This window comes from Flavobacterium collinsii, assembly GCF_902804485.1.
Taxonomy (GTDB): domain Bacteria; phylum Bacteroidota; class Bacteroidia; order Flavobacteriales; family Flavobacteriaceae; genus Flavobacterium; species Flavobacterium collinsii.
This window is the reverse complement of record NZ_CADCST010000082.1, coordinates 76817-88293: the sequence shown is the minus strand read 5'-3', so window position 1 is coordinate 88293 and position 11477 is coordinate 76817. Positions and strand designations below refer to the sequence as shown.

The window sequence follows — 11477 nt, the reverse complement described above, 5'->3', positions numbered from 1 at the left end:
TTCCTTTTAATTTTTAATACACATGAAAAAAATATACGGTTTGTTTTTCCTGCTGGCATTGGTAGCCTGTCAGAAAAAAGACAAACATCAGGAAGTAAATGAATTGTTTCAGTCTGATATTACTTTACTGATTGAGAAGGTTGCTAAGCTTAAATATTCCGTGCAGTCAGATTCTACCGAAGCACAAATTCAGAGACAATTTCTGGAAGCACATCAAGGTTATAAAAAGGTCGAAATGATAAGTGAGTATTATTCGCCGGCCGTTTCCAAAGCAATAAACGGTCCTGCAATACCTGAGTTTGAGGAAAATGATAAAGTGACAGTTCCGCCTGAGGGATTTCAGGTTATTGAGGAATTGGTTTTTCCGAAGTACAACAAAGAGAGTAAAAAAGAACTACTTCAGGAATTGGGTATTTTGTCGGCTAATTTGGTTCGTCTGGAAAAAGTTTCCAATTCAAATCAATTAACGGACGCGCATGTTTTTGACGCCATGCGATTGGAAGTATACCGAATGGTTACTTTAGGAATTACAGGATTTGATTCCCCGGTTGTACTGAATTCACTTCCCGAAGCTTTGGTTGCTTTAGAAACCATCGAAAAATATTATCAGGTTTATGTTGAAAACAATGCGGTTTCCAATTCAAATCAGGTACTCGGGATATTGAAGAAAGGGCAGCAGTATTTAAAAACAAATACCAACTTTAACGCTTTTGACCGTGCTTATTTTATCAAAGAAATTGCCAATCCGCTAAGCAAAGGATTATTTCAAACCAGATCTGAATTGGGGATTCCGCTCATGAAAGAGCAACGAGGTTTAAAAGTTACGGCACAAACATTATTCGATCCGGAGGCATTTGATCCCGAAGCTTTTTCAGGTTTTCCGGATTATAAAACAACGCCGGAGAAAATTGCGTTGGGAAAAAAACTGTTCAACGATCCTGTTTTATCGGGTAACAACACTCGTTCTTGTGCTTCGTGCCATCATGCTGATAAAGCTTTTACAGATGGATTGGAAACAGCGGTTTCATTAGACGGAAAATCAATGCTTCAGCGCAATACGCCGACACTTAACAATATTGCTTTTCAACGCGTATTTTTTGCAGATTCAAGAGTAAGTTATCTCGAAGATCAGGCAGTGGCCGTGATTAAAAATGAAAACGAAATGCACGGTTCTTTGGAGCAATCGGCTTTAGTGCTTCAAAAGGATGCGAACTATGTGAGAGATTTCAAAAAAGCTTTTCCAAAAGGAGCAATAAATGAATTTGAGATCAAAAATGCTTTGGCTTCTTATATTCGTTCGTTAAGCAAGTACGATTCGAAGTTTGATGCTTATATGCAAAACAAAGAGCGTTTTACAGCGGATGAAAAAGCAGGTTTTAATTTGTTTGCTGGGAAGGCCAAATGTGCAACCTGTCATTTTATTCCGCTCACCAATGGAACTGTTCCTCCTAATTTTGACCGATCGGAAAGCGAAATTTTGGGTGTTCCGAATAAAAGTAAAAAACTAGACGGGGATTTGGGTAAGTTTGTAATTACACAGGCCACGATTCATAAAAATTCGTTTAAAACACCAACTATCCGAAATATAACACTTACCGCTCCATACATGCACAATGGTGTTTACAAAACTCTGGAAGAGGTAGTTGATTTTTATAACGAAGGAGGAGGTTTAGGCCTGGGATTCGATGTTCCGAACCAAACGTTACCGGAAGACAAATTAAACTTATCCGATTTGGAAAAAAAGCAGCTCATCGCTTTCATGAGAACTTTGACCGATAAAAAGTATCTGAAGTAAATAGTGGGGTATATCATCTAAACCCGACTGGTTTTTGAAACCTGTCGGGTTTGTTGTTTTTAGGAAAAGTCGATTAATAACTCCGTTAGTCAAAACGTAACTGTCGTTCATCAAACTAATTTTAATAGCGTTTCAGGTTTGTGCTCCTTTGCATCAAATTAATAAACATTATTATCATGAACACGTACAAATTATTATGGTTGGGAGTTATTTTTACATTAATCTCTTTTAAATCAAATGCACAATCTCCGCTTCCTATTCATGTTGGAATAAAAGCAGGATCAAACTATTCTGAACTGCCTGTTTCAAACGGTTTTGATTCAAAGTATGCCGCTGGTTTTTTCGGTGGTGCCATGGCCCGCTTTGACTTCAAACGTTTCTATGTTCAAAATGAAATTTTGTATAGTGAGAAATCTTCTAAAATTGAAAGAACAGCCCAGTCATCTTCTAAAAATGCAACCTGGAGAAGTCTCGAAATACCGCTGTTAATTGGTTACAAAGTAATCGATCAATCTACTCTGAATGTTAGAGTTTTTGGAGGAGGAGTTTATTCTTATGTGTTGGATGAAAATTTTTCTTCGCTGAACCAATTAAAAACGAGCTATGGGAAATTTGATAAATCGAATATAGGCTATCAGATTGGGGCAGGAATCGAAATGTGGAAGTTTACTTTAGATGTTACCTATCAGGGAGGATTAAATAATCTGAGTAAAGAATTTAGCTCGAAGCCAAATTCGTTTAACGTCAGCGTTGGTTATTTTATATTTTAAAGGTTTATTTATTGGTTGAACCTAGTTAGCAGCAAAGAATCTTTTAGGTTCTTTGCTGTTTGTTTAAAAAATATAGGGCTATTTTTGAGCCTAAATTTTCTTATGAATTTTTATTCCCTATTAGATGATTACAAAAAGTAAAAACAGACATTGGATATTTTTAGTCTTTTTTTGGTGCATACTCGGAATAACGATCTGGTCGCAGATGATAGATGCTTATGGCTTTTTATCGGCTGCTTTTCAGGCTTTTTTGGTTTTATTGTGTTCATGTCTTTTGGCACATTTTTTAAGTGATGTGTTGTTGCCAAATGCCTTGCGAAAAAGAAGGATGGCTTTATTTGCTGTACAAAGCGTCATTATAGTTTTGGTACTTTCCTTTTGTCTGGCCATTATCTATGCTGTTTTTTCCAATACCTATTCTCGCGGACGCTTGTATCCGGATGAAGCAAACATGACTTCGATACAGTTTTTATGGGCAAGGTTTTTTGGAAGTACTCCCGCAGCTATTTTAATCTGTGGTACCGCCTGCGGACTCCGATTTTATCAGGAACACAATGTAATAGAAAGAAATCATGCGCAGTTGCAACAAGTGCATCTCGAGGCACAAATCAGGATTTTGCAGGATCAGATCAATCCGCATCTCATGTTTAACGTACTCAATCATATCCATATTTTAATGCAGAGCAATGTAAAACTAGCATCGGATTTACTCGTTCAGTTCTCGGATATTCTGCGGTATCAATTGTATGAATGTAACAAAGAATATGTACCACTGCATCTCGAAATAAAATATCTCAAAGATCTAATTGCGGTCGAAGAAACAAGATGGGGTAATGAACTGGAAGTAAAATGCAAATGGAATATCGAAGACACTCAGCTTCAGATTGCGCCCTTGCTTTTGGTGCCTTTAATTGAAAATGCCTTTAAACACGTTTCAAGACTTCCCAATCAAAAGGGATATGTACACTTATCCTGCAGGCAAACTTCCAAGCAATTACAATTTAAAATCGAAAACTCCTATACCGAGCAATATAAAATCCCTTCCAAAAATCAGGGACTTGGACTTGAAAATGTCAAAAAAAGGCTCGCGATTCAATACCCCGAAAAACACCAGCTAAATATCAATAAAACCGATTCGGATTTTACAGTAACGGTGGTTTTAGATTTAAAGTAAAAGGGTGTAACGTTCCCGATAGCTCAATGTCATGAAGTTAAAAGATTTTAGATTGAAGATTAACGATTGCAGATTTTTGATTGGGTAAAAAGAAAGAAAAAATCTGCCTGATCTGCTAGATCTGCGAGAGAAAAAAAATAATAAAAAACAGCAAAATATGAACATGAAATGTCTGGTTATCGACGATGAACCTATCGCAAGAAACGGAATAGTAGATTTTGTCTCTAAAATTGATTTTCTTGAAGTTGCGGGTACCTGTGCCTCTGCACTAGAAGCCACGTCCTACATTCAGGAAAAACAGATTGATTTGTTGTTTTTGGATATTAATATGCCTTATCTCTCCGGATTAGAGTTTTTGGAATCGCTGGATAATCCGCCTTTGGTCATTTTCACTACAGCTTATTCGGAATATGCTCTGGAGGGGTACCGTTTGCAGGTGGTTGATTATTTATTAAAACCCATTACGTTTCAGCGTTTTTATCAGGCAGCTCTAAAAGCAAAACAATGGCATCAGATGACAGTTTCTCCGAAGCAGAATCAATTAGATCCTTATTTGTACGTGCGTCAGGAAGAAGGCTTTCAAAAAATTTCCTGGCTTGATATTCTCTATATCGAAGGCATGCAAAACTATGCAAAACTTCATTTTAAAGACAAGGTTCTTGTTATTCATCAGACAATGATCTCTTTAGAAGAAACACTTCCAACAGAGATTTTCTTCAGAATTCATAAATCTTTCCTTGTCAATATTACCCATATTGATTCTGTTTCCGGTGGGCGATTGTTCGTAAAAGGACAAGAACTGCCCATTTCAAGAACACGCCGCGAAGCTTTATTGAAAGAGGTAGTTTATAAAAACTTACTAAGTAGATAAACCGTTGATGTAATTTCTAAAAAATGAATTTACCTTCAAGAAAGATAGGTTTATATTAAAAAAACGCAAAAAATCTCTTCTATAAACGAACAAAGCCGGTTATAGAGGAGATTTTTTTAGGTGTTAAATTGCTGTTTCTTGCTGTTTATTTATTTCCAACAGTTAGAAAATAGCTTTAGAACTTCCATTTTAAAGCGACCGCTCCATAAAAGGTGGTCGTAAATCTTGGATTAGCAATATCCTTTTCTTTAAAAATGTCTTTTATTTTTCGGCTCGTAGTAGAAAAGTTTCGCACAATAGTCGTTCCGGCAGTCGGTTCTAAAGTCCAATGTTCACCAAACTTGATCTGCGGTCTTATTCCCGCAATAATTTGCTGATATCCCAATAACGAAGATTTGTTTCCAACCCTGGTTTCTGCAGTCATACCGCTGAGTTCTCCAACCGCTTTCAAATCAAAAGTGTCAGACATTCGATACCCAAGTTCTAAACCTTCAGGAAATGCAACTTTAAAATGCAGAGCACCTCTGGATTCCCAATTAAAATAAATTCCGGGAAGCACCATTGGAACACCAAAACTATTGGTTAAAACCGGCCCCATACCAAAAGCCAGATTGGGATTGAATTGTTTGATAAAAAGAACTCCACCCTGAATTAAAACATCATCTTTATTGATTTCGACCATGTCCGTATAAACACCAACGGAGAGCATAACCATTAAAGACCAGGAGGGAGAAATAGAGCGGAGGTGTTTGACTCCAATTTGCGCATTCAGCAGTTCATTAGGGAACCCGCCCTGGAATTCTACCGGAAGAGAAGGAATTTCATAATTTTTATTTTCCATTCGGGCATAACTTCCATCCATAAAAAGAGACCAGAGTCTTGGATGATTGTATTGGTCCATTTTTAAAGAAAGAGGCACTTCGAATGCGATCTGTGCCCTTTTAAAATTACTTTCGGCGCTTGTTTTGGTACTGTCCATTGGGCGTACGTAATTAGAAAACGGAACATAATCGACTTTAAATTCTCCTGAAAATTTTGATTGTGATCGTGCAGAAATGCTGATCAGAAAAAAGATAAAAAGCTGTGATAGATAAAAAACTGTTTTGTTCATGATTGGATTAATTTTTCAGCGAATTACCGCGTTCTAAACCAATCCGGAAAAATCATTTGACTAATGGCAGTTATCTTTTGACCAATGGTAAAAGACAAAACAAAACCCGATAGAGCTTACTCTCTACCGGGTTCATACCAAAAACAAAAAAATAAATTAAACCTAACTTTTATAAATCAAAACCATAGGCTAAACGCAAAGCAACCTGATTGGTTTTGAATTTGTTATAATCTTCGTAGCGGACACTAATGTCGATGTATTTAGTGGCATACCCAATTCCCGGAGCCCATAAAAAAGTAGTGTCGTTATAACCGTTAGTTACGGCAAAACCAGCTCCCACTTCTCCCAAAATATAAAACTGATCTTCCCAGATAAATGCTTTAAAACCTGCTTTAGCAGGAATAAATCCAAGATCTTTTGCTTCGTCTTTCATAAAAAGGTTTGTAAAACCTGTAGTTAAGGTCAACGATGTTCTTTTAGATAAATCATATTGCAGACGAACATCTCCACCAAGTGACCATTTGTAGTCATTATCGGTCGGGATACCACCATTTAAACCAAAGCCTAATCTAAAGCCCTGATTATAGTTTTTAACGGCACTGTCCTGAGCGAAAGTTGTATTGGCGTATAGTAAAGCGAAAGCAGCGAGGCATAACATTTTTAAATTTCTCATGACCATCTTTTTTAAATTTCTAATACTGTAAAAATACTTTTAAGACCTCAGGGGGCTGTTATATAATTTTTAGTAATTGTTATATAATATCTGTGTTCGTTAAAAAAGCCTTAATATTTGCTTATGTTTTTAATAGTATCAAAGAATCCAAAGCTTCTGATTATCTTTGCCGACTAAAAGAGAATAGAAGTGAATTTAAAGCAGTATACCAAAGAGTTTTCATATAATTTAAGATTAGCATATCCCATTATATTAGGAATGGTCGGGCATACCTTAATTGGTATTGTCGATAACATAATGGTTGGAAAGTTAGGAAGTACAGAATTAGCGGCAGTTTCATTAGGAAACAGTATGATTTTTATCGCTATGTCGTTAGGAATTGGTTTTTCTACCGCCATTACACCAATTGTAGCGGAAGGAGATGCTGAAAAAAATGATGGTAAAATCCGTTCTGCATTTCACCACGGATTGTTTTTATGCATACTCTTAGGATTATTACTTTTCGGAATTATTGTTCTCGCAAAACCGATAATGGAGTTATTGCAACAGCCTGCTGATGTAATCGCGCTTGCAAAACCTTATCTGGATTGGGTTGCTTTCTCTTTAATTCCGTTAATTGTGTATCAGGGCTACAAGCAGTTTGCTGACGGACTTTCGATGACCAAATATTCAATGTACGCCATGATTATGGCCAACGTACTCCACGTTGGAATTAACTATGTATTGATTTACGGAATCTGGATTTTTCCAAAAATGGGAATTATTGGGGCTGCTTTGGGGACTGTAATTTCAAGAATATTTTTGGTTATGTTCATGCATATTATGCTGTCGAGAAGAGAAGATTTGAAACGTTTCTTCAAAAACTTCAGCTTTGACGAAATTAAAAAAGAAACTCTGAAAAAAATAATCAGTATCGGATTTCCATCGGCAATGCAAATGCTTTTTGAAGTAGTTTTGTTTACTGCCTCTATCTGGCTTTGCGGTAACATTGGAAAAACCAGTCAGGCAGCCAATCAAATTGCTTTAAGTCTGGCGTCAATGACTTTTATGTTTGCGATGGGATTGAGTGTGACTTCGATGATTAGAGTGAGTAACCAAAGAGGTTTAATGGATTATAAAAATTTAGTTGTGGTGGCTCGTTCGATCTTTTTACTGGCGATTATAATTGAAACTTTTTTTGCTATACTTTTTGTGGCGTTTCATGATTTTCTGCCGCATATCTTTTTGAATATGGAAAACGGAGGTCAGCTTCTGGATAATAACGAGGTAATTGGCATTGCATCAAAATTACTTTTAATAGCGGCCGTTTTTCAAATTTCTGATGGAATTCAGGTTGTTGTTCTCGGAGCTTTGCGAGGCTTGCAGGATGTGAAAATCCCAATGTACATTACCTTTGTAGCCTATTGGATCATTGGTTTTCCAATTTCATATTATCTTGCTGAATATACCGAATTAAAAGCAGAGGGAGTCTGGATCGGACTTTTGGCCGGACTTACCACAGCAGCAATATTTCTTTATATTCGTTTTCATTACCTGACCAAAAAATTAATCAGAAATTCAGTTTCAAATACTTAAATTTGAACGGCAAAAGAATCAGCCACAGATAAAAAGGATTCGCTAAGTATCCTGAAAGCTCTTTAAATCATTGCAGTCTGTAAAACAATAAATAAAATAATAAATAAATAAAAATGGAATTACCTAAATTTTTACTCGGAGACAATACTGATTTTCCAGATGATATTTTTATCATTCACCTGGATTATCCAAGATTCATAATCAATTTAAAAGATGATGAGGTAGAATTCATGGAAGAAGCCGAAGATCTTGACGAAGCAGAGCTAAATGCAGAGATGGAAGGTTTAATTGTTTTAGCGAATGAGTTTTACGATCGGGAAATAAACCGTTACGAAGAGTAAAGTCATACAGTGTGTCTTTATGATAGGCCCCAATCCAAAAACATTTAAATCTTTCTAATGAAAAAATTAAGTTTTTTAAAACCCATCATCAATTTCATCTTAATTGGATTGTTGATTACTACTTTAAGCCGATTATTTTTGTTCTTTATTTTTAAAGACAGAGTAGTAGAAACGCCAAATTTCTGGTACATTTTCCCAATCGGACTTCGAATGGATATGATCTTACTATGTTATATGTCTTTCCTGCCGGCAGTTTTAATTACTTTTTTGCCCAATAAAGCATTAAAGTTTACCAATAAATTCCTTGTAGTTTACAGCTTTTTATTCCTGTTTCTGATTCTTTTTGTGGAGTTGGCAACACCGGATTTTGTAAAACAATACGACACACGTCCGAATAAAATTTTCTTAGATTACCTGATTTACCCTAAAGAAGTAGTCGGAATGCTTTTAAAAAGTTATCTGACCTCGATCATCGTGACTTTTTTAATTTTAGGAGTAGTGCTGTATTTTGCTTTCAAGAAGGGAAAAAAATACTTCTATACCAGCAGTGCTGACTATAAATTTAAATCGATGGTTTTTCCATTATTGGCTTTTTTATTGTTTTTTGGAGCTCGTTCAAGTCTTACTTCAAAACGCCCGATTAATGCGAGTAATGCTGTATTTTCAACAGATCAGTTAACCAATACTTTGGGATTGAATTCTTTTTATACGGTAGCTTTTGCAGCTTACTCAATTAAAAATGAGGGAAATACCAAGATGTATGGTAAAATGGAAGAAGCCGAGGCAATCGCTCGTGTAAAAAAATACATGTTGGCCGGACCTGGTGATTTTACAGACGCTGAAATTCCATTTCTGCATGTACAGCAACCGGACACGCTTTTGAAGAAACCATATAATCTGGTTATTTTTCTACAGGAAAGTTTAGGGGCGGAGTACGTTGGTATTTTGGGCGGAAAACCACTAACACCTGAATTTGATAAACTATCTAAAGAAGGTTTATTGTTCACCAATTTGTACTGCACAGGAACGCGAAGTGTACGCGGAATCGAAGCGGTAGTGACTGGATTTTTACCTTCACCTTCAGAAAGTGTAGTGAAATTAGGAAACTCACAGCAAGGATTTTTTACATTGGCCGACGCGTTAAAACAAAAAGGATATGACACCAGTTTTATTTATGGTGGAATGGCAAATTTTGACAATATGGCATCCTTTTTTAACGGAAATGGATTTCAGGATATCGTAGACCAGGAAGATTTTGAATCTGATGGGAATAAATATGCTTTTAAAGGAACCTGGGGATATTCAGATGAAGATCTGGTAACCAAAGCCAATAACTATTTTAAAGCAAAAGGAGACAAACCTTTCTTTTCTTTAATGTTTTCGACCTCCAATCATGAGCCTTTTGAATATCCTGCGGGAAGAATCAAACCTTATGATGCCAAACCGGCAACCGTAAACAATGCTATGAAATATGCTGACTTCTCGATTGGGAAATTTTTTGAAATGGCTAAAAAAGAGCCTTATTTCAAAAACACGATTTTTATTGTAATCGCAGATCACAACACCAGAACGTATGGTAAAAATTTAGTGCCAATTAATAAGTTTCACATTCCCGCTCTTATAATGGGACCTGGCGTTCAAAAAGGAGCCGTTTACAGTAAATTGGCCAGTCAGATTGATATTCCACCAACCTTATTGAGTTATTTGGGACTTCCGTTTGAAACACCTATGGTTGGAAGAAATCTAAACAAACTGGATGCGAAAACACAAGGAAGAGCCATCATGCAGTTTAATGATATCAATGCTTTTAGAGTCGAAAATCAAGTCGTTATTATGCAACCTAATTTGAAACCGTTACAGTTTGAAATTAAAAATGATACCACTCTAATTCCGGTTAAATTAAATGAAGACCTAGCAAAAGATGCTTTGGCACATGTAATTACAGCAGGAAATTTATATAAGGAGAATAAGTATAAGTTAAGAGGAAAAGGGACTAAGTAGCTAAGGTGCTAAGTTTCTAAAAATAAAAAAAAAACTCAGAACTTTAGAATCTCAGTTACTTAGTATCTCTAAAATACAATTCCAACAAATTTTGAGCAGCTGCAAAAGGTGAAATTTCATCGTTTTGCACTGCTTTTTTGTTTTGTTCCAACTGAGCTATAATTTCGGGCTGATTGTAAAAATTTAGTCGCAGTTGCTCGTTTATAGTTTCCATCATCCAGAATTGATTTTGTTCTTTTCGTCTTTCCTGAAAGAAACCTGATGCCGTGGTTGCTTCTGTATAATCGGAAATCGTATTCCAAATTTCTGAAATGCCATCTTTGGTAACAGCGCTGCAAGTCGTTACTTTTGGCTGCCAGTTTGATTTTTTTGGAGGAAATAAATGCAAAGCCCTGTTGAATTCGAGTTTTGCCTGATTGGCTTTTTTGATGTTGTCGCCATCTGCTTTGTTGATTACGATGGCATCAGCCATTTCCATAATGCCGCGTTTAATACCCTGAAGTTCGTCGCCGGCACCGGAAATTTTGAGTAATAGAAAAAAGTCGACCATACTGTGAACAGCGGTTTCGCTTTGACCCACACCAACTGTTTCAATAACAATTGTGTCAAAACCTGCAGCTTCACATAAAATAATCGATTCTCTTGTTTTGCGCGCTACGCCGCCCAAAGTATCTCCGGAAGCACTAGGTCTGATAAAAGCATTTTCGTCTTTTACCAGTTCTTCCATACGGGTTTTATCTCCTAAAATACTTCCATGCGAAATCGAGCTGCTTGGGTCAACGGCCAAGACGGCTACTTTTTTTCCTAAATGTGTCAGGTAGCTTCCAAAAGTTTCAATAAAAGTACTTTTTCCAACACCAGGAACCCCCGTGATTCCAATACGAATCGATCGATTGGCATGCGGTAAACAACCGTTTACAACCTCGTTTGCTTTCGCAACATGTTCCTGATTAGTACTTTCCACCAAAGTAATTGCACGACTCAACGCGGTAATATTTCCTAATAAGACACCTTCAATCAATTCAGATGAAGAAGGTTGTTGTCTTCTGTTTTTTTTGATTTGACGAATAGCGGTAACATTGGTGATTTCTGGAGGAGAAATTCCGGCTTTTTCGTGTAAACTACCTGATCGTTTTTCTGAAGCTGACAAAATATACTTTTTGGTA

At 36.5% G+C, this 11477-nt stretch carries 10 protein-coding genes; 7 read left to right on the top strand and 3 right to left on the bottom strand.

The genetic code is table 11. The annotated features are described in order from the left end of the window. The first annotated feature begins 22 nt into the window (after positions 1–22). The 4 genes from FLA105534_RS10965 (at position 23) to FLA105534_RS10950 (ending at position 4610) form a co-directional block, all read left to right on the top strand. Positions 23–1795: a cytochrome-c peroxidase gene (locus tag FLA105534_RS10965; RefSeq protein WP_173966159.1), complete on the top strand. Its 1773-nt coding sequence runs from the start codon at positions 23–25 to the stop codon at positions 1793–1795. A gap of 176 nt (positions 1796–1971) precedes the next feature. Next, on the top strand, positions 1972–2565 hold the full coding sequence (locus FLA105534_RS10960) for a porin family protein (RefSeq protein WP_173966158.1): 594 nt from the start codon (positions 1972–1974) through the stop codon (positions 2563–2565). A gap of 124 nt (positions 2566–2689) precedes the next feature. Then, positions 2690–3739: a sensor histidine kinase gene (locus tag FLA105534_RS10955; protein ID WP_173966157.1), complete on the top strand. Its 1050-nt coding sequence runs from the start codon at positions 2690–2692 to the stop codon at positions 3737–3739. A gap of 157 nt (positions 3740–3896) precedes the next feature. Further along, positions 3897–4610 (top strand): LytR/AlgR family response regulator transcription factor, encoded by a 714-nt coding sequence (locus FLA105534_RS10950; RefSeq protein ID WP_173966156.1) that lies wholly within the window; start codon positions 3897–3899, stop codon positions 4608–4610. Positions 4611–4785: 175 nt separating this feature from the next. Here FLA105534_RS10950 and FLA105534_RS10945 read toward each other — a convergent pair whose 3' ends face one another. Further along, a complete protein-coding gene (locus tag FLA105534_RS10945; protein ID WP_173966155.1) occupies positions 4786–5721 on the bottom strand; it encodes a DUF6268 family outer membrane beta-barrel protein in 936 nt (311 codons plus the stop codon). Between the two features lie 169 nt (positions 5722–5890). After that, a complete protein-coding gene (locus FLA105534_RS10940; protein ID WP_173966154.1) occupies positions 5891–6394 on the bottom strand; it encodes a hypothetical protein in 504 nt (167 codons plus the stop codon). 189 nt (positions 6395–6583) lie between these two features. Here FLA105534_RS10940 and FLA105534_RS10935 point away from each other — a divergent pair, with 189 nt between their 5' ends. From FLA105534_RS10935 to FLA105534_RS10925, 3 genes are all read left to right on the top strand, one after another. Continuing rightward, positions 6584–7969 carry an MATE family efflux transporter gene (locus tag FLA105534_RS10935; protein WP_173966153.1) on the top strand — a complete coding sequence of 462 codons (1386 nt, stop codon included), beginning with the start codon at positions 6584–6586 and terminating at the stop codon, positions 7967–7969. 113 nt (positions 7970–8082) lie between these two features. Continuing rightward, positions 8083–8310, top strand: a complete 228-nt coding sequence (locus tag FLA105534_RS10930; protein ID WP_017495128.1) for a hypothetical protein — start codon at positions 8083–8085, stop codon at positions 8308–8310. Positions 8311–8367: 57 nt separating this feature from the next. After that, the gene (locus FLA105534_RS10925; RefSeq protein WP_173966152.1) at positions 8368–10311 is read left to right on the top strand and encodes an LTA synthase family protein; all 1944 of its coding nucleotides are present in this window, start codon (positions 8368–8370) and stop codon (positions 10309–10311) included. A 55-nt stretch (positions 10312–10366) separates the two neighbouring features. Here FLA105534_RS10925 and meaB read toward each other — a convergent pair whose 3' ends face one another. Then, positions 10367–11461 carry a methylmalonyl Co-A mutase-associated GTPase MeaB gene (gene meaB / locus FLA105534_RS10920; RefSeq protein ID WP_173966151.1) on the bottom strand — a complete coding sequence of 365 codons (1095 nt, stop codon included), beginning with the start codon at positions 11459–11461 and terminating at the stop codon, positions 10367–10369. Between the last annotated feature and the right edge of the window lie 16 nt (positions 11462–11477).

What these genes read in the sequence shown, in the direction of transcription:
- FLA105534_RS10965 (WP_173966159.1), top strand. Translation starts at nt 23, where the DNA reads ATGAAAAAAATATACGGTTTGTTTTTCCTGCTGGCATTGGTAGCCTGT.
- FLA105534_RS10930 (WP_017495128.1), top strand. Translation starts at nt 8,083, where the DNA reads ATGGAATTACCTAAATTTTTACTCGGAGACAATACTGATTTTCCAGAT.
- FLA105534_RS10960 (WP_173966158.1), top strand. Translation starts at nt 1,972, where the DNA reads ATGAACACGTACAAATTATTATGGTTGGGAGTTATTTTTACATTAATC.
- FLA105534_RS10925 (WP_173966152.1), top strand. Translation starts at nt 8,368, where the DNA reads ATGAAAAAATTAAGTTTTTTAAAACCCATCATCAATTTCATCTTAATT.
- FLA105534_RS10950 (WP_173966156.1), top strand. Translation starts at nt 3,897, where the DNA reads ATGAACATGAAATGTCTGGTTATCGACGATGAACCTATCGCAAGAAAC.
- FLA105534_RS10945 (WP_173966155.1), bottom strand. Translation starts at nt 5,721, where the DNA reads ATGAACAAAACAGTTTTTTATCTATCACAGCTTTTTATCTTTTTTCTG.
- FLA105534_RS10940 (WP_173966154.1), bottom strand. Translation starts at nt 6,394, where the DNA reads ATGAGAAATTTAAAAATGTTATGCCTCGCTGCTTTCGCTTTACTATAC.
- FLA105534_RS10955 (WP_173966157.1), top strand. Translation starts at nt 2,690, where the DNA reads ATGATTACAAAAAGTAAAAACAGACATTGGATATTTTTAGTCTTTTTT.